The 16,577-nt window shown below is 55.0% G+C and carries 18 protein-coding genes; 6 read left to right on the top strand and 12 right to left on the bottom strand.

The features are described 5' to 3' along the window. The first annotated feature begins 277 nt into the window (after positions 1 to 277). Positions 278 to 1,675 (top strand): cation:proton antiporter, encoded by a 1,398-nt coding sequence (locus tag Q0W94_RS01625; RefSeq protein ID WP_297760203.1) that lies wholly within the window; start codon positions 278 to 280, stop codon positions 1,673 to 1,675. A gap of 2 nt (positions 1,676 to 1,677) precedes the next feature. Then, positions 1,678 to 3,051: an FADH(2)-oxidizing methylenetetrahydrofolate--tRNA-(uracil(54)-C(5))-methyltransferase TrmFO gene (trmFO, locus tag Q0W94_RS01630; protein WP_297760206.1), complete on the top strand. Its 1,374-nt coding sequence runs from the start codon at positions 1,678 to 1,680 to the stop codon at positions 3,049 to 3,051. On the opposite strand, the gene tsaE is transcribed toward trmFO, so the two are convergent. The 5 genes from tsaE to Q0W94_RS01655 are packed head-to-tail and all read right to left on the bottom strand — an operon-like array spanning position 2,954 to position 6,513. Beyond that, a complete protein-coding gene (gene tsaE / locus Q0W94_RS01635; protein WP_297760209.1) occupies positions 2,954 to 3,412 on the bottom strand; it encodes a tRNA (adenosine(37)-N6)-threonylcarbamoyltransferase complex ATPase subunit type 1 TsaE in 459 nt (152 codons plus the stop codon). The two genes, trmFO and tsaE, sit on opposite strands and share 98 nt — an antisense overlap. After that, positions 3,413 to 4,105, bottom strand: a complete 693-nt coding sequence (gene bchM, locus Q0W94_RS01640) for a magnesium protoporphyrin IX methyltransferase (protein WP_297760213.1) — start codon at positions 4,103 to 4,105, stop codon at positions 3,413 to 3,415. Positions 4,106 to 4,134: 29 nt separating this feature from the next. Beyond that, positions 4,135 to 5,049 (bottom strand): ABC transporter permease, encoded by a 915-nt coding sequence (locus Q0W94_RS01645; RefSeq protein WP_297760216.1) that lies wholly within the window; start codon positions 5,047 to 5,049, stop codon positions 4,135 to 4,137. Beyond that, positions 5,018 to 5,740 (bottom strand): cell division ATP-binding protein FtsE, encoded by a 723-nt coding sequence (ftsE, locus tag Q0W94_RS01650; protein ID WP_297760219.1) that lies wholly within the window; start codon positions 5,738 to 5,740, stop codon positions 5,018 to 5,020. The genes Q0W94_RS01645 and ftsE overlap by 32 nt, the downstream gene beginning before the upstream one ends. Then, positions 5,737 to 6,513: a WecB/TagA/CpsF family glycosyltransferase gene (locus Q0W94_RS01655; protein ID WP_297760222.1), complete on the bottom strand. Its 777-nt coding sequence runs from the start codon at positions 6,511 to 6,513 to the stop codon at positions 5,737 to 5,739. Before Q0W94_RS01655 ends, ftsE begins: the two co-directional genes overlap by 4 nt. Positions 6,514 to 6,808: 295 nt before the next feature. On the opposite strand from Q0W94_RS01655, the gene psbD reads away from it, so the two are divergent. Further along, entirely contained in the window at positions 6,809 to 7,867 is a 1,059-nt protein-coding gene (psbD, locus tag Q0W94_RS01660; protein ID WP_024124638.1) for a photosystem II D2 protein (photosystem q(a) protein), read from the top strand. Between the two features lie 61 nt (positions 7,868 to 7,928). Here the strand turns inward: psbD and rfbC are convergent, their stop codons facing one another. From rfbC to rfbB, 3 genes are read right to left on the bottom strand one after another with little or no spacing between them, the layout of a single operon-like run. Further along, positions 7,929 to 8,477, bottom strand: a complete 549-nt coding sequence (rfbC, locus tag Q0W94_RS01665) for a dTDP-4-dehydrorhamnose 3,5-epimerase (protein WP_297760225.1) — start codon at positions 8,475 to 8,477, stop codon at positions 7,929 to 7,931. Continuing rightward, a complete protein-coding gene (rfbA, locus tag Q0W94_RS01670) occupies positions 8,446 to 9,357 on the bottom strand; it encodes a glucose-1-phosphate thymidylyltransferase RfbA (protein WP_297760228.1) in 912 nt (303 codons plus the stop codon). Before rfbA ends, rfbC begins: the two co-directional genes overlap by 32 nt. After that, on the bottom strand, positions 9,354 to 10,433 hold the full coding sequence (rfbB, locus tag Q0W94_RS01675; RefSeq protein WP_297760231.1) for a dTDP-glucose 4,6-dehydratase: 1,080 nt from the start codon (positions 10,431 to 10,433) through the stop codon (positions 9,354 to 9,356). Before rfbB ends, rfbA begins: the two co-directional genes overlap by 4 nt. 131 nt (positions 10,434 to 10,564) lie before the next feature. On the opposite strand from rfbB, the gene Q0W94_RS01680 reads away from it, so the two are divergent. Beyond that, entirely contained in the window at positions 10,565 to 11,014 is a 450-nt protein-coding gene (locus Q0W94_RS01680) for a nucleoside deaminase (RefSeq protein ID WP_315863149.1), read from the top strand. A gap of 6 nt (positions 11,015 to 11,020) precedes the next feature. On the opposite strand, the gene alr is transcribed toward Q0W94_RS01680, so the two are convergent. Next, positions 11,021 to 12,172: an alanine racemase gene (gene alr, locus Q0W94_RS01685; protein ID WP_297760236.1), complete on the bottom strand. Its 1,152-nt coding sequence runs from the start codon at positions 12,170 to 12,172 to the stop codon at positions 11,021 to 11,023. A 317-nt stretch (positions 12,173 to 12,489) separates the two neighbouring features. Between alr and murI the strand changes: the two genes are divergently transcribed. Both murI and Q0W94_RS01695 read left to right on the top strand, forming a co-directional pair. Continuing rightward, positions 12,490 to 13,383 (top strand): glutamate racemase, encoded by an 894-nt coding sequence (murI, locus tag Q0W94_RS01690; protein WP_297760239.1) that lies wholly within the window; start codon positions 12,490 to 12,492, stop codon positions 13,381 to 13,383. 76 nt (positions 13,384 to 13,459) lie between these two features. Continuing rightward, positions 13,460 to 14,182, top strand: a complete 723-nt coding sequence (locus Q0W94_RS01695) for a Bax inhibitor-1 family protein (RefSeq protein WP_315863150.1) — start codon at positions 13,460 to 13,462, stop codon at positions 14,180 to 14,182. Here Q0W94_RS01695 and aroC read toward each other — a convergent pair. Genes aroC through Q0W94_RS01710 form a run of 3 tightly spaced genes read right to left on the bottom strand, consistent with a single transcriptional unit; the run spans position 14,179 to position 16,573 of the window. Next, positions 14,179 to 15,270, bottom strand: coding sequence for a chorismate synthase (gene aroC, locus Q0W94_RS01700; RefSeq protein ID WP_297760245.1), 1,092 nt, complete (start codon positions 15,268 to 15,270; stop codon positions 14,179 to 14,181). The two genes, Q0W94_RS01695 and aroC, sit on opposite strands and share 4 nt — an antisense overlap. 14 nt (positions 15,271 to 15,284) lie before the next feature. After that, a complete protein-coding gene (locus tag Q0W94_RS01705) occupies positions 15,285 to 15,623 on the bottom strand; it encodes an iron-sulfur cluster assembly accessory protein (RefSeq protein WP_297760248.1) in 339 nt (112 codons plus the stop codon). A gap of 11 nt (positions 15,624 to 15,634) precedes the next feature. Next, on the bottom strand, positions 15,635 to 16,573 hold the full coding sequence (locus Q0W94_RS01710) for a TIGR01777 family oxidoreductase (protein WP_297760251.1): 939 nt from the start codon (positions 16,571 to 16,573) through the stop codon (positions 15,635 to 15,637). Between the last annotated feature and the right edge of the window lie 4 nt (positions 16,574 to 16,577).

The raw sequence follows: 16,577 nt of genomic DNA on the forward strand, positions 1-16,577 counted from the left end.
TGAGAAATGTTGGTTAGATTTTGCTCCCCTGTTATCAGAGATTCAAGAGCAGTTTCTGCATCTGAAGTCCCATGTGAATGGGCTATCGCTGATGGGGATCATGAATACGCATTCCTAAAGGCGGGGGCGATCGCCGGTATAAAAAACTATGGTAACCATATGAAATCCCCTTGCAATTAGACAACAAAGAGCCAAGTTGAGTTCAGTGTAAGTTTAAGGTTGAGCAGAAGGGGAAGGCGTGCTTAACTTAGTTAAAGAGTTTTTAACATTTGCTGCTATGCCCTTGATAACGTTACTTTTGCAACCTTTGCTTGCCGATGTTGGAGCAGAATCAGTGAATCTGGCGGAAGTGGGTCCATTGATCTCGGCAGCTGTGCTGCTGAGTCTAGTGGTGATCTACTTTGCCAGCAAAGTCGGCGGTGAAATTTGTGCCCGCATTAACTTTCCACCTGTCCTGGGAGAACTGGTAGGGGGTGTGGTCGTTGGTACTTCCGTCTTGCACTTACTGGTCTTTTCTGAAGGGGGGGCAACCGAGCCCGCCGTCCTGACGACCTTTATCCAACAGACGGCAAGCATCGATGGCACTGTCGCTTCAGTAGTTGCCAATACCGCCAGCGAAGTTATTTCCGTCCTCTCGGAAATTGGCGTCATGATCCTGCTTTTTGAGATTGGCCTAGAATCGGATTTAGAGGGACTGTTGAAGGTGGGGCCTCAGGCTGCCGTTGTTGCTGTGGTGGGGGTGGTGGCTCCCTTTGCCGCTGGCACCCTTGGTCTGGTGAGCCTGTTTCATGTGGACTTGGTCCCCGCCATCTTTGCCGGTGCCGCCCTCACGGCAACCAGTATCGGGATCACGGCCAAAGTGCTTGCAGAGATTCAACGGCTGACTTCCCCGGAAGGTCAAATCATTATTGGGGCAGCGGTTCTGGATGACATTCTTGGCATTATTGTGCTGGCAGTGGTGGCGAGTCTAGCCAAAACTGGCACAGTCGAGATCAGCAATGTGATCTATCTGATTATTAGCTCCGTCGTGTTTTTGGTGGGTTCTGTTGTCGTGGGGCGGCTGCTGAGTCCTTTGTTTTTGGGGATGGTCGATCGCCTGAGCACACGCGGTAACTTGCTGGTTCCCTCCTTGATCTTCGCCTTTGTCCTGGGTTATGTCGCTGTAATTCTGCAACTGGAAGCGATTCTCGGTGCATTTACCGCTGGCTTAGTTCTTGGGGAAACGGAAAAACGGCGGGAGCTAGAGGAGCAAATTTTGCCCATTGCCGATATGTTGGTGCCGGTGTTCTTTGTCTGTGTCGGCGCACGCACCGATATTAGTGTTCTGAATCCCCTAGAACCAGCCAATCGTGCCGGTCTGATCATTGCCTCCTTCCTCGTACTGGTGGCCATTGTGGGTAAAGTGGTAACAGGAGCAACGGTCTTTGGTCAGCCGGGCATTAACCGTTGGGCGATTGGCATTGGCATGGTGCCGCGGGGTGAGGTGGGGTTAATTTTTGCTGCTGTCGGGTCTGCCAGTGGTGTGCTCTCAAAGGCTCTAGATGCCAGCATTATCGTGATGGTGATTGTGACCACCTTCATTGCGCCACCTCTGTTGCGTTTGGTCTTTAAGCCAGAGGCCACAGAGGCGTTGCCGACCTCGGATATTGCAGTAGAGTCTCCCCCAGAAGGATAGCAATGGAACGGATTACGGTCATTGGTGGTGGTTTAGCCGGTACAGAAGCGGCTTGGCAAATTGCCCGTGCCGGTCTGCCGGTGGTCCTCTATGAAATGCGCCCGCACGTGGCTAGTCCAGCCCACCATACGGCGGAGTTGGCAGAGTTGGTGTGCAGTAATTCCTTTGGTGCCAAGGCGAGCGATCGCGCCACAGGGCTATTACACCATGAACTGCGTGCCCTCGGGTCACTGATTATTGCTACTGCCGATCGCCATCAAGTGCCTGCCGGGGGCGCCCTAGCGGTGGATCGCGCCCAGTTTAGTCGTGAGTTGACTGAAACCCTCGAAAGCCATCCCCTTGTGACAGTGCGGCGCGAAGAACTGCGCCGCCTCCCAGAAAGCGGGATTGTGGTCTTGGCCACCGGCCCCCTGACCAGTGAAGCCCTGAGTGCCGATCTTCAATGCCTTACCGGACTGGACTACCTGAGTTTTTTTGATGCCGCCAGCCCAATTGTGGTCGGGGAGTCCATTAACCGTGAGGTGGCCTTTTTGGCTTCCCGCTATGACCGCGGCGAAGCGGCTTATCTCAACTGTCCCTTCAGGGCTGAAGAATACCAGCGGTTTTGGCAGGCGCTTTGTGAAGCCGAACAGGCGCCCCTAAAGGACTTTGAGCGCGAGAATGCCCAATTTTTTGAGGCTTGCCTACCCGTAGAGGAATTGGCGCGGCGAGGGGTGGATACCCTGCGCTTTGGCCCTTTGAAACCTGTGGGCTTGCGGGATCCACGTACGGGGGAGCGTCCCTATGCGGTGGCACAACTGCGCCAGGAGGATCGCCATGGCCAACTGTGGAACTTAGTGGGTTTTCAAACCAATCTGCGCTGGGGGGAGCAGCAGCGGGTCTTTCGCATGATCCCCGGCTTAGAGCAGGCGGAGTTTGTGCGCATGGGGGTGATGCACCGCAATACCTTCTTGAATGCACCGAAGTTGTTGAGGGCCAGTCTTCAGTTTCGCGATCGCCCCACCCTCTTGGCAGCGGGTCAAATTACCGGCACCGAAGGTTATACGGCAGCGGCAGCAGGGGGCTGGCTAGCGGGAACGAACGCCGCTCGCTTGGCACGGGGACTTGCACCCTTGGTATTGCCCCCAACAACAATGGCGGGTGCCCTCTTTCACTACATCAGTACGACTGAGAGCAAAGGGTTCCAGCCGATGCCCCCCAACTTTGGCATTTTGCCACCCCTAGAGCAACCAGTGCGGCAAAAGGCGTTGCGCTATGCCGCCTATCGCGATCGCGCCCTCAAAGATTTAAGCACCTGGGCAACAGCCCTGTCGCTGCCCCTACAGCCTCTAGCGTTAGATGGGTGCGCTCCCGCCACCGTTGAAGCTGGAGCCTAAGATAAGCTGGGGGCAAGGTCGGCAGGCGATCGGGCCACTCAATGGCAACAATCCCCGGATCAATTTCTTCGCCAAGCCAATAGCGTTCTGGCGCCAAGGCCGCCACTTCAGCAGGCGCCAGGCGATAGAGATCAAAGTGATAGAGGGGCACACGCCCTTCAGGGTATTCCTGAATTAGCGTGAAGGTGGGGCTTTGAATGACATCTTCAATGTTCAATCCCTCCCCCAAGGCTTGCACAAACGTGGTTTTTCCTGCCCCTAGCTCCCCCGCCAACAGGAGCACTGTCCCCGCCGGCAGCCATGTCCCCCACTGGCGCCCTAAGGCTTGCAGTTCTGCCAAACTCAGGCTGAGGTTCGTCATTTAGGCGGGCACTGCTTCTAGGAGTCGCGAAAAGTAAAAGCGAGTTTTGGTCATGGCATTGCGCTCAATCCGCCAACCCAAGTTGCGCAAAATCTCCACAATAAATTCCTCACTGTGGAGATAGGCACGGGTGGCCTTGCTGGCGCCGGGGAAGAATTCACCAATCTTCTTCAGCAGCGTATATTTTGGTGTTTTGGGGGCAAAGCTGAGGATCAGCCGCTCCATGGCCAAAGAACTCAAGTGGGCTAGCATCCCTGCCATTTGGTTGTCGGGATAGTGGATGAGGACGTCGAGGCAGATGACGGTATGGTATTTTCCCCGCAGGGCTTCAAGATCACTGACACTGAGGATGAGTTCATGGTGGCCATTTAACTGAACAGCGGCGCGATCGCGGGCTTCGGCCACCATCTTTTCGGAAATGTCACTGGCATAGACCCGTGCCCCTAGCTTGGCAAGGGGAATACTTAAACTGCCGACACCGCAGCCAGCATCACAAATGAGTTTACCTTTGAGGGAGCCATCAGCTTTGAGCCATGCCAGGACGGTATCAATTGTTTGTTGGTGTCCCATGCGGATATCCGCCTGCACCTTGCTGACTGGGTCCGTGCCATAGATGCGTCGCCAGCGATCGAAGCCAGTCGTGTTGAAGTAGTTTTGAACGATTGCCTTTTCGTCGGCCGTAGATTGCGTCATAAGTTCCCAATGAATCGTCATTGCCCCAATTATTGTGGCATAGGGGCTGTGGTTTGCAGTGCCAATCGGGTACTCACCAGCCCCAAAATGACACCAATGATGATCAGGAATACACCTAAGTCCGCTGACCATTCCAGGGAAACTTTGCTGGCAAGGGCGCGAAAGCTGGCCTGTTGGGCTAACCACTGCTGAAGCTGTTGACTACTTACCCAGCCAGCCATCCACGCCAAGGCACCGCCACCACCACCTAGACTGGCCGCTTGAATAAATAGGGGCGTATAAATCCAAGTTTGGGTGGCACCCACGAGTGTCATGATCTCAATTTCGGGTTGGCGCACAAGGATAATCAACCGCAAAATAGCGCTCACCAGAGCAACTACCGTTAAACTCAGTAGCAGCACCAAAATGAACGTGACGCCCCGCACCACTCGCTGCATACTTTGCAGACCCGTTAGGGCGCGCTCAAGGTACTGCACGGACTCAATGCCTTCTTTTTGGGCAATTTGGTTAGCTAAGGGAGCCACCTGTTCGAGGCTCTGGGCGCGGATCTTGATTTCATCGCTGAGGGGATTGGTGTCAAAGAGGTCTAAGCCGCCCTCTTCACTTTTGAGGCCCAAATCAGCTTGCAATTCTGCCCACGCGCGATCGCGATCAATCCAAGTGAAATCGGCTACCGCCGGTAATGCCGCCAACTGTTCCTTGAGGCTGGCTACCTTGGCAGCAGAAAGCTGAGGCGACACATAGGCAGTAATTTCTAAGCGATTGCCAAGGGACTCAACACTGGCGCCAAGGAGGTGGGACACTTGCCAGCCCCAACCAAAAATAAACAGCGTCACGGCCACGGCGATCACAGCGGCGCCGTTGAGCCATCCCCCGCGCCAGAGACTGCGGCGCACTTCCGGAAGCAAAAAGTCAAGGGTGGGTAAGGGACTCAAGTTTGCCATGGTGCAAATGGAGAATCCGATGGGGGACTAGGCGGGTCAGGGCTAAATCATGGGTCGTAAAGAGGACTGTTAACCCATGTTGATGCAGACGATCGAGCAGAGCAAGGATTTGCCGGCTCGTTTGCGGATCTAGATTGCCCGTGGGTTCATCCGCCAATAATAGCTCAGGGCCACCGACGATCGCCCGCGCAATGCTCACCCGCTGCTGCTCTCCCCCCGAAAGAGATTGGGGGTTGGCATTGGCTTTGTGGCTCAGTCCCACCAGTTTGAGCGCCGTTTGCACCCGCTGCTGAATCTCTGCTTTGGGAATACCGCGCACCAGTAGCGCAAAAGCCACATTTTCTGCCACCGAGCGATCGCCCAACAGCTTAAAGTCCTGAAAAATGACCCCCAAGCGCCGCCGCAACTGTGCCATCCGCTGATTCTGCTGGGGATTGACTTCCTCACCAAACAGGCGAACGATGCCCTGATCGGGTCGGAGTTGACCGCAGAGGAGTTTTAAGAGGGTGGATTTACCCGACCCCGAGGCACCCGTGAGAAAATAAAAGTCTCCCCGTCGCAGTTGCAAACTGACACGATGTAAGCAGGGCAACGCACCACCAAAGGACTTCGTGACTTGATACAGTTCTGCAACGATGGCCCCCTTAGAGGTTGGTTCACAGGGGGGTACCACGGGGGTCACTGCTGTCATCGGGATGAAAAACGCTGTCGCCCATGCAAACGACTCAGGAGTGCTTTCCATGCAAATTGGGGTAGCGCCAGCATGCGCCGCCAACGCCAGGGTTCTTGGTAAAGACGGTAGAGCCACTCCAAATGGAGTTTTTGCATCAGTTTGGGTGCCCGCTTTTTAACCCCTGCCCAGACATCAAAGCTACCGCCAACGCCGACCCAAATCGCTTGGGGACAAATATGGCGGTGGCAATCGATCCAATATTCCTGACGCGGTACCCCCAAAGCCACAAGGATAATATGGGGTTGGGTTTCTTTGAGCTTTTCAATGAGGGCGGCTTCCATATCCGCATCGTGGTAACCCGACTGCACGCCAACAATCTTTAAGTTCGGCAGCTCTCGCTGCCAGCGCGCAGCCACTTTTTCTGCTACCCCGGGTGCTGCCCCATAAAAGAAGATCCGTTTGGGCTGCGGAGAGTCATTGGCGAGTCGCAATAGAGCTTCGGCAAATTCAATCCCCGGCAGACGGCGCACAGAGAGGCCATGTAACCTCAAGTAGAGAATGACCCCCGACCCATCGGGAATCACCAAATCAGCACGGTGTAAAACGTCAGCAAACTCTGGTGTGCGCTCCGCCAGCATCACCATCTCTGAATTGAGCGTGATCACGTGTTGGCCATGACCATCTCGCTGTTGCATCAGCAACCACTCAGGGGCATTGTCCACCAAATGGAGGGGAAATCCCAAAACTGAGACTTTTGCCGGAATGGTGGGCATTACAAGGGGGTAACCCATAGGAAAGTTGCGCACAAGAGACACCCAGTATCTTACAGCCCCTTTCACAGCAAGTGAACACCCTGAGCAAAAGAGCGTGATAGACAGGAGAAGGCTTCCGTTGTCTACCCCTATCCTTTGGAAAAGGGCTATATCGCATATACAGGGTCACCGCCACCGGATATGCTTTGTTGAAATCCACAAAACGTGTTTGCTAGATTAGAGTCGTTATTAAGATTCGTAAACTTGGCTCTTATCGTGCCATTGAGCTAGCTCACGAATCTGCCTTTATCACTTCCCTTCGGAGTTGAGTTTTATGACGATCGCGATTGGACGAGCGCCAGCGGAACGGGGATGGTTTGACATCCTCGACGACTGGCTCAAACGGGACAGATTTGTCTTTGTCGGCTGGTCAGGCATCCTGCTTTTCCCCTGCGCCTACCTAGCGCTGGGTGGCTGGCTGACCGGGACCACCTTTGTGACCTCCTGGTACACCCATGGCCTGGCCTCCAGCTACCTGGAAGGGTGCAACTTCCTCACCGTTGCCGTTTCCACCCCCGCCAACAGCATGGGGCACTCCCTGCTCCTGCTGTGGGGCCCCGAAGCCCAAGGGGACTTCACCCGCTGGTGTCAACTGGGCGGTCTGTGGACCTTTATTGCCCTGCACGGCGCCTTTGGTCTGATTGGGTTCATGCTGCGGCAGTTTGAAATTGCTCGCTTGGTGGGCATCCGTCCCTACAACGCCATTGCCTTCAGCGCCCCCATTGCCGTCTTTGTCAGCGTCTTTTTGATCTATCCCCTGGGGCAATCCAGCTGGTTTTTTGCCCCCAGCTTTGGGGTTGCCGCCATCTTCCGTTTCCTGCTATTTTTCCAAGGGTTCCACAACTGGACCTTGAACCCCTTCCACATGATGGGGGTAGCCGGTGTGCTGGGGGGTGCCCTGTTGTGTGCCATCCACGGCGCCACGGTGGAAAATACCCTCTTCCAAGATGGAGAGAGTGCCAGCACCTTCCGAGCCTTTAGCCCGACCCAGGCGGAAGAGACCTACTCGATGGTGACGGCAAACCGGTTCTGGAGCCAAATTTTTGGCATTGCCTTCTCGAACAAGCGCTGGTTGCACTTTTTCATGTTGTTTGTGCCGGTGACGGGGCTGTGGATGAGTGCGATTGGCGTGGTGGGTCTAGCGTTGAACCTGCGGTCCTATGACTTCATTTCGCAGGAGATTCGGGCTGCGGAGGACCCTGAGTTTGAGACGTTCTACACGAAGAACCTGCTGTTGAATGAGGGCATCCGTGCTTGGATGGCCCCCCAAGACCAACCCCATGAAAACTTTGTCTTCCCAGAAGAGGTACTCCCCCGTGGTAACGCTCTGTAGGGCGTAAGCAATCCTATCCTCGTCTGAGGGTCCCTCTCCAAGTGGGGAGGGATTTTTTATGTCAAGGGAATAGGGGAACTTCGCTAAAAGATTTGCCCTGTTGATCTTTGGCAGAAAGGAGAGGTTCGTTATCAATGGGCCATTGAATGCCAACGGTTGGGTCATTCCACAGTAGGGTATGTTCATCCCCTGGATTGTAGTAGTCTGTTGTTTTGTAGAGGACTTGGGCGGTGGCGGATTGCACCCAGAAGCCGTGGGCGAAGCCAGGGGGGATCCACAATTGCTGGAAGTTTTCGGCACTCAGCCAAGTTCCCACCCATTGACCACAGGTGGGTGAAGAGCGCCGTAAATCAACGGCGACATCAAAAATTTTTCCTTCGATAACGCGAATCAGTTTGCCTTGGGGGTGTTGGTGCTGGTAGTGGAGTCCTCGCAAAACCCCCTGCTGGGAGGCGGAGTGATTGTCTTGGACAAAGGTCACTGCCAAACCTGTGGCCGCCATAAAGGCTCGTTGATTAAAGCTTTCCAAGAAAAAGCCGCGTTGATCGCGAAAGACACGGGGTTCTAGAAGGAGAACGTCAGCGATCGCCAGCGGTTGTACCTTGACCATGCATTCCTCCTGTTACTTCTGCCCAAACTTGCAAGAGATATTGGCCGTAGCTACTTTTGCGCAGGGGCTGTGCCAGTTCATAGAGTTGCTGCGGTGTGATGTAACCCCGGTGCAGGGCAATTTCCTCTAAACAGGCAATTTTAAGCCCTTGCCGTTCCTCTAGGGTGCGAATAAAGCTACTGGCCTGTTGCAGCAGATCATGGGTACCCGTATCCAGCCACGCATAGCCCCGTCCGAGCAATTCCACCCGCAGTTGTCCCTTTTCCAGGTAAAGGCGGTTGAGGTCAGTAATTTCCAGTTCTCCCCGCGCTGAAGGTTGCAGCTGAGCGGCCAAATCGCACACCTGATGGTCGTAAAAATATATCCCCGGCACGGCATAGTTGGACTTGGGCACTGCTGGCTTTTCCTCGATACCGAGAACGCGACCGCTGGCATCGAATTCGATAACACCGTACTGCTGCGGATTAGCCACCCGGTAGCCAAAGATCATTGCCCCTGCTGTCAGTTGAGCTGCCCGCTGCAACTTCTCCGAGAGATCATGGCCGTAGAGAAGATTATCCCCAAGGGTCAGGCACACGGGTTCCCCCTGCAAAAATTCGCGCCCTAAAATAAAGGCTTCCGCTAAGCCATTGGGCTGCGGCTGGACACAATAGCTGAGGGATAAGCCCCACTGATGACCATTCCCCAGAAGTTTCTCAAAAAGATAGAGGTGCTCTGGGGTGGAAATAATGAGAATCTCCCGAATCCCCGCTAGCATCAAGATGGAGAGGGGATAGTAAATCATTGGTTTGTCATAGATGGGCATCAGTTGCTTGCTGAGTACCTGTGTTAGGGGATAGAGACGTGTACCTGAGCCGCCAGCGAGAATAATTCCTTTCATGGGCGATGACTGAGAACGCTGCCGTAGTGGGTGACCAGCCAAGCACTGTAGTCGGCGGTACGCGCTGCTTCCACCCAGTCTTGATGGGCAAGATACCACCGCACCGTTTTTTCTAAGCCACTACTAAAGGTTTCTTGGGGCTGCCACCCCAGTTCCCGCTGAATTTTAGTGGCATCAATGGCGTAGCGGCGATCGTGACCGGGGCGATCGCTCACAAAGGTAATCAAACTGCGGTAATTTAAGCCAGACCGGGGTACCAGGGTTTGCAGCAGATCACAGAGGGTTTGCACAACCTCAAGGTTAGGCTTTTCACAATTGCCGCCAATGTTGTAGGTTTCGCCCACCTGTCCCTTTTGCCAAACGGTATAGACCGCACGGCAGTGATCCTCAACATAGAGCCAATCGCGCACATTTTGGCCGTCGCCGTAGATGGGCAGGGGGTGCCCCCCTAAGGCTTGGCAGATCACTAGGGGAATTAGTTTTTCTGGAAACTGGTAGGGACCGTAGTTGTTGGAGCAGTTAGTGGTGAGGGTGGGTAGCCCGTAGGTGTGGTGGTAGGCACGCACCAGGTGATCAGAGGCGGCCTTTGAAGCAGCATAGGGGCTGTTGGGGGCATAGGGGGTGTCTTCTCGGAAAGGCGGATCTTCGGGGCCAAGACTGCCATAGACTTCATCGGTGGAAATGTGGATGAAGCGAAAGGCCTCCTGGGCTCCGGAGGGCAGCTGTTGCCAGTAGGTTTTAACTTCTTCTAAGAGATTAGCGGTGCCCACAATATTGGTTTGGATAAAGTCGCGCGGACTATTGATGGAGCGATCGACATGGCTCTCAGCCGCAAAGTGAATGACAGCGTCGGGCCGGCAGGTTTGCAACAAGTCCCGGACAAGGGGGCGATCGCCCACATCACCTTTCACAAATTGGTAATTGGGCAGTTGCTCCAGCATGGCCAAGGTACCGGGATGACAGGCATAGGTCACCTTATCAAGGTTGAGCACCGCCCCCCAGCCTTCCGTAAGGGCTAAGCGCACAAAGTTGGCGCCAATAAAGCCCCCGCCACCCGTTACCAAAAACTTGATCATGGGCATTGACACCACCAGATTTTGGCTTGCATCATAGCAAAACAAGACAGCTGCTCAAAAAAATAGACTTACTAGGAATTAATCACCATAATCAATATTTGCTCAGGTGGATAACTATGGACGAATTTATGATGGACGAATTTATGGCGGCGGCGATCGCTGAAGCAGAACAAGGACTCAAAGAAGGTGGCATTCCCATTGGTTCCGTCTTGGTGCGCAATGGCCAAATCATTGGTCGTGGTCACAACCAGCGGGTCCAGCGGGGCAGCCCAATTCTGCATGCGGAGATTGATTGTCTGGCCAATGCGGGTCGCATCAGTCGCTACGATGATACAGTGCTCTACTCAACCCTGATGCCCTGCTATCTGTGTGCTGGTGCGGTGGTACAGTTTGGCATCAAAAAGGTGGTTGCTGGTGAATCCCAGACCTTTGCGGGGGCACGGGAGTTTATGGAAGCCCACGGCGTTGAGGTGATTGACCTGAACTTGGAGCAATGCCAGCGGCTAATGCGCGACTTTATTGCCCAGTATCCCCAGCTCTGGTTTGAGGACATTGGTAAACTCACTTCCAAAGAAGTCTAGCAAAACTTAGGAGACAGGAATACGCGGCAAGCGGTTCTTGAAGCCACAGAGAATTTCCCAAGTAATTGTGCCGAGGGCTTCCGCCCAAGTCTCCACCGTCAGGCAGTCGCCGCCATCTTCCCCAAGGAGGGTTACCACATCCCCCTCCTGTAAGCCATCCATATCACTGACATCAATCATCAGTTGATCCATCGTAATTGCCCCCACCTGGCGCACCCGTTTTCCCTGGACTAGGACTTCGAGCTTGTTGGAAAGAAGACGCGGCACTCCATCGGCATAGCCAATGCCCACAACGGCAATTTTCATCGGCCGCGGGGCAATGAATTGATGACCGTAGCTAATGCCGGTGCCAGCGGGAATCTCTTTCAAGAGGGTAATGCGCGATCGCACCTGCATCACTGGTTTTAAAGGAACAACTTCGCGTAGATGGGGGGCAGGATACACCCCGTAGAGGCCCAAGCCAATGCGCACCATGTCGTAGTGGCTACTGCGGTTCGCCAATGTTGCTGCCGAATTGGCCATGTGACGGCGCACAGGGCCTAAACCCAGGGCGGCAATTTGTGCCCATACCTGTTCAAAGTAGGCCTGCTGCTGCCGCATCAAACTGGGATCCGGATCATCGGCACTGGCAAAGTGGGAGTAAATCCCCTGAATGCGCAGGTGAGGTAGCCGCTGCACAAACTGCACAAACCCCACTGCATCCTGCCAGGGACAGCCCAAGCGAGACATACCCGTATCAATCATCAAATGGACATCAAGGGGTTCGCGCCGGCGATCGGCGTAGTCGGAGAAAATCAGGGCTTGCTTGGGTGTAGAGAGGGTAGGTTGAAGCTGCCACTCAGCCATCATCTGCACCTGGACGGGCAAATTGACGGATCCCAAGACCAAAATCGGCGCTGTAATCCCTGCCTGCCGTAGGGCAATCCCTTCCGGAATCGTTGCCACCCCTAGCCAAGTCGCACCATGGGCTAAAACCGTCTGTGCCACAGTGGGCGCACCATGACCATAGGCATCTGCCTTCACCACGGCTAAAAGTTCCGTTGGCGGTGCCAGCCACTGGCGCAAGCTGCGCGTATTAGCCGCCAAGGCTGTCAAATCAATTTCAATCCATGCGCGCTCACACTCATGGGAACTGGTGAGCTGTTCCTGACTGAGCATCGTTGTTCCTATCCTCACACCATCATTCCCCAGTAGGGGGTGACTAACCCTACAGCCACTGACAGTCTGTGATTCAATGTATATCACTCTATGTTCAGTCCTAGGGTCAACATTCGGTTCTTGGCAAAACCTGCTAGAGTGGCACTACAGCCCTTGCCAAGATATACAGTCCATCCAGGGGAGGCCTTCCTTCCCCAGAAGGGCGCTGGCGGTTTTGAGCGGGTTTCATTGCCGTAAAAAGGGCGGTAGATTGACTGTGGTTGCCCTTTTGCTGCAGGGGGCAACGCCATGTTTGTTGGTGTGAGGTCGAGGTTCGCGTGGACAACTGGCACAAGATATCCCTAAGGCTCAATCCCCTGGGAGCGATTGGCGTGTTTGACAGTGGGGTGGGGGGCCTAACGGTTTTACAGGCACTCCAAAGCCTTTTACCCCAAGAATCGTTTCTCTACTTTGGTGATACAGCACGGTTGCCCTATGGGACTCGCCGTCGCAGTGAAATCCTCCAATATGTGCGGGAGATTCTCAGGTGGATGCATTCCCAGGGGGTCAAGATGGCAGTGATGGCCTGCAACACCAGTTCAGCCCTTGCCTTGACACAAGTGCGCAGTGAGTTTTCCTTTCCGATCCTGGGTTTGATTGTCCCCGCTGCTAAAATGGCGGTCACGCTAGGAAAGCGCATTGGGGTCATTGCCACTCCCGCAACCGTTAAAAGTGGTGCCTATGCCCGGGCACTTCAGGAACTCTCCCCCAGGGTGGCGATCGCCCAAGTGGCTTGTCCTGAGTTTGTCCCCCTTGTGGAAAGCAATTGCCTAGAGGGCGATCGCGTCCATCGCATTGTTCGGCAGACCCTAAGCCCCCTAGTGGAATTTGACCCCGATACCCTCATTTATGGTTGCACCCATTACCCCCACCTGCGTCATGTGATTGAGCAATATTTGCCCACAACGGTTCATCACCTTGATCCTGCCCATGCAGTTGCCCGCGCCGCCGTGCGCAAACTAGAGGCCATGAATTTGGCGACTCCCTGCCCCCAAGGCCAAGTGCAATTTTATGTCAGTGGGATACCCGAACAATTTGCCCAATTAGCGAGTCAGTGGCTGGGATACTACCCAAGGGTGGAACATCTGCCCTTAAGTGTCTTAACCCAATGCCACTGGCCATTAGAGATAACCGTACCGCCACCAGCGCCCTCCGCAGTTGTTGCCAGCTAGGTGCCCTTGGGAATTTTGGCAGAATAGAACTATGCCATCTGGCCGTGTTGTCTATTCACCCCCTTGGAGGATTGCCGTGAGTAGTACCAGTAATTTTCAAGAGGCAATTCGCGAAGCGCGCAGTAGTGCAATTGTCGGCCCTAATGTGATTCGCAATGCCCTACCCTTTTTGGGTGGGGGTCTCATTCTCACCGCCATCGGCAGCTGGGGCGGTCTTGGGGTTCTAAGTGCTGCCCCCCAACTGTTCATGCCTACGTTCATTGGGGCAATCATTGCTGAGCTGGTGCTCTTTTTTGTGGCGCAGGGAGCAGCTCGCAAAGGGAATAATGGGCTGGCACTGCCCCTGTTGGCCACCTACAGCCTGCTGTCGGGCTATACCCTTTCTGGTTTGATTGCGGTTGCCCTCAGTACAGTGGGCATTATGGGCATCATCATTGCCGCCGCCGGCTGCGGCATCACGTTTCTGGCCGCTAGCCCTATTGGCTCGAATCTGTCGGAGCGCGATGGCTTTGCCCTTGCCAAAACGGTACAACTGGGGATTATTGCCCTGCTGGTGGTGCTGCTTCTGCAGTTAGTCTTCAGCTTCTTTGGTGTCTTTACGCCTACGTTTCTAGAAATTGCGATTTCTGGCATCGGCGTCGTACTCTTTGTGGGGGCTGCGGTGGTGGATTTCTTTGTGCTGCCCCGCACCTACCGCGACGATCAGTATCTCTCTGCTGCCCTTTCGATGTACTTGACCTACATCAACCTCTTTATCTTTATCCTGCGGTTACTGATTGCCCTCAATCGCAGTCGCTAGAAGCGCAGGTGACACTGGGCATGATCCCGTAGCAGATGGTCACAGAGAACCAGGGCCACCATTGCCTCAACCATCGGCACCGCCCGCGGCAGCACACAGGGATCATGCCGCCCTTTTGCGGCCAAAATTGTCTCTTCACCCGCTTGGTTCACGGTCTTCTGCGCTTGACCAATGGTCGCCGTGGGCTTAAAGGCTACCCGTAAAATAATGTTTTCGCCATTGGAGATGCCCCCCTGAATCCCCCCGGAGCGATTGGTGCGGGTCCGAATTCGCCCCTGTGCATCGGTGTAGAACTCGTCGTTGTGCTCTTGACCCGTGAGCAGGGTACCGGCAAAGCCAGAGCCAATCTCAAAGCCCTTACTAGCAGGCAGGGACATCACTCCCTTGGCAAGATCTGCTTCCAGCTTGTCAAAAACCGGTGAGCCCAAGCCCACAGGGACATTGCGAACCACACACTCAATGACACCGCCAATGGAGTTGGCCTGCCGCCGTGTTTCGTCCACCAGGGCAATCATTTTTTCGGCGGCGGCGGCATCGGGACAGCGCATGATGTTGGCCTCAACGGCAGCGGCGGCAACGGTATCGGGATCCACAACCGCCTCAATATCCTTAACCCGCTTGACGTAGGCAATAATTTCCGTAGCCGCCACCTGGGTAAGAATTTTGCGGGCGATCGCCCCCCCTGCAACGCGCCCAATAGTTTCCCGGGCCGAGGAACGCCCACCCCCTTGCCAGTTGCGAATACCGTACTTGGCATCATAGGTGGCATCGGCATGGGAGGGGCGATAGACCTGCGCCATGTCCGCATAATCTTCGGGGCGAGTATCCTTGTTGCGCACCAGAATGGCAATGGGGGTGCCCAGGGTTTTGCCCTCAAAGACGCCGGAGAGAATTTCACAGCGATCGCTCTCTTGGCGAGGGGTCGTGAGACGACTTTGACCAGGGCGGCGGCGATCCAGTTCCTTTTGAATATCGACTTCCGAGAGTTCTAGCCGAGGAGGGCAGCCATCCACGACAACCCCCACCCCACCCCCGTGGGATTCACCAAAGGTGGTGACGCGAAATAGGTGCCCAAAGGTATTGCCCATACTGATCCTCAACCCTACGATCTGCTTACCCGAAAGGCCATACCACAGCCACAGGTTTGACTGGCATTGGGATTGTGGAAGCGAAAGGCGCCCCCCATTAAGTCTTCAATGTAATCTACCCGCAAACCCCGCAATACCTCAGCCGCTTCAGCCGCGATCGCGATCGTCCAGCCCTGGGACCGGGTCAGCAAATCCGTCGGTTTAGGTTCGGCCACAAGAGCCAGATCATAGCGCCAGTCACCGCACTCACTGGGTTGTACCTGAATCCGCAGAATGGCTGCCTGGCCTCGACTAATGCCGTGGGCTTGGAGACGTTCCAACTCTTGGATAGCCGCGGGGGTCAATTCCACCATCTTGCACAAAACTAGTCGGGCCTCTCAGTATATCGTGGTTTGAGGAGGTTGGTTAGAGCCGTCTTGGCATTGGGGTAGTCAAATTGAAAGCCCATAGCCAGCGTCCGCTCCGGCAAGACCCGCTGCCCCTTGAGCACCACATCAGCCCCTTCCCCAAGCAGCAGTTGCAGCACGGGGGCGGGCACAGGCAACCACGAGGGGCGTTGCATCACCTCTGCTAAGACACGGCAAAAGTCCGCCATTCTCAGTGGTTCCGGAGCGGTGGCATTGTAAACCCCCTGCATTGCCACCTGATCCACAGCAGTCAGAATGAGGCGCACTAAGTCCTGCTGATGAATCCAGGAAAACCACTGCTGACCAGAACCCAGAGGCCCTCCCAGATACAACTGAAAGGGCAAGAGGAGCTTGGCCAGTGCTCCCTGCGCCCCAAGGACAATGCCAAAACGGAGAATCACTAACCGCACGCCCAAATCCGTGACCCTTTGGGCAGCGGCTTCCCAGTCCACACAGACCTTGGCTAGAAAATCATTTCCCGCAGCATGGGTTTCAACAAAGGTTTCTGTATCACTGGTGCCGTAGTAGCCAATGGCAGAGGTGGAGACCAACACCCGCGGTCGCTGTTGACATTGGGCGATCGCCTGTACTAATTGCTGCGTCCCTACCACGCGACTGTCGTAGATCTCCTGCTTGCGCTGAGCTGTCCAGCGGCCATTGGCAAGGGGTTCACCTGCCAAATTAATGACTGCATCCGCCCCCTCAAGGGCAGAGAACCAATCCCCGGCGGCCTTGGGGGTGTAGCCCGCCAATTCCACACGGGACATGCCAGCAAATTGTTTAGCGGCTTTCCCAGGGGAGCGTACTAGGGCAACCACTTGATCGCCGCGATCGCTGAGGGCTTTGATGACCTGCTGCCCCACAAATCCAGTAGCGCCGGTTACAACGACTCTCATAAAT

Origin of the sequence: Thermosynechococcus sp. (genome assembly GCF_025999095.1) — a bacterium.
Lineage (GTDB): Bacteria > Cyanobacteriota > Cyanobacteriia > Thermosynechococcales > Thermosynechococcaceae > Thermosynechococcus.

What these genes read in the sequence shown, in the direction of transcription:
- Q0W94_RS01625 (WP_297760203.1), top strand. Translation starts at nt 278, where the DNA reads ATGCCCTTGATAACGTTACTTTTGCAACCTTTGCTTGCCGATGTTGGA.
- trmFO (WP_297760206.1), top strand. Translation starts at nt 1,678, where the DNA reads ATGGAACGGATTACGGTCATTGGTGGTGGTTTAGCCGGTACAGAAGCG.
- tsaE (WP_297760209.1), bottom strand. Translation starts at nt 3,412, where the DNA reads ATGACGAACCTCAGCCTGAGTTTGGCAGAACTGCAAGCCTTAGGGCGC.
- bchM (WP_297760213.1), bottom strand. Translation starts at nt 4,105, where the DNA reads ATGACGCAATCTACGGCCGACGAAAAGGCAATCGTTCAAAACTACTTC.
- Q0W94_RS01645 (WP_297760216.1), bottom strand. Translation starts at nt 5,049, where the DNA reads ATGGCAAACTTGAGTCCCTTACCCACCCTTGACTTTTTGCTTCCGGAA.
- ftsE (WP_297760219.1), bottom strand. Translation starts at nt 5,740, where the DNA reads ATGACAGCAGTGACCCCCGTGGTACCCCCCTGTGAACCAACCTCTAAG.
- Q0W94_RS01655 (WP_297760222.1), bottom strand. Translation starts at nt 6,513, where the DNA reads ATGGGTTACCCCCTTGTAATGCCCACCATTCCGGCAAAAGTCTCAGTT.
- psbD (WP_024124638.1), top strand. Translation starts at nt 6,809, where the DNA reads ATGACGATCGCGATTGGACGAGCGCCAGCGGAACGGGGATGGTTTGAC.
- rfbC (WP_297760225.1), bottom strand. Translation starts at nt 8,477, where the DNA reads ATGGTCAAGGTACAACCGCTGGCGATCGCTGACGTTCTCCTTCTAGAA.
- rfbA (WP_297760228.1), bottom strand. Translation starts at nt 9,357, where the DNA reads ATGAAAGGAATTATTCTCGCTGGCGGCTCAGGTACACGTCTCTATCCC.
- rfbB (WP_297760231.1), bottom strand. Translation starts at nt 10,433, where the DNA reads ATGATCAAGTTTTTGGTAACGGGTGGCGGGGGCTTTATTGGCGCCAAC.
- Q0W94_RS01680 (WP_315863149.1), top strand. Translation starts at nt 10,565, where the DNA reads ATGGACGAATTTATGGCGGCGGCGATCGCTGAAGCAGAACAAGGACTC.
- alr (WP_297760236.1), bottom strand. Translation starts at nt 12,172, where the DNA reads ATGCTCAGTCAGGAACAGCTCACCAGTTCCCATGAGTGTGAGCGCGCA.
- aroC (WP_297760245.1), bottom strand. Translation starts at nt 15,270, where the DNA reads ATGGGCAATACCTTTGGGCACCTATTTCGCGTCACCACCTTTGGTGAA.
- Q0W94_RS01705 (WP_297760248.1), bottom strand. Translation starts at nt 15,623, where the DNA reads ATGGTGGAATTGACCCCCGCGGCTATCCAAGAGTTGGAACGTCTCCAA.
- Q0W94_RS01710 (WP_297760251.1), bottom strand. Translation starts at nt 16,573, where the DNA reads ATGAGAGTCGTTGTAACCGGCGCTACTGGATTTGTGGGGCAGCAGGTC.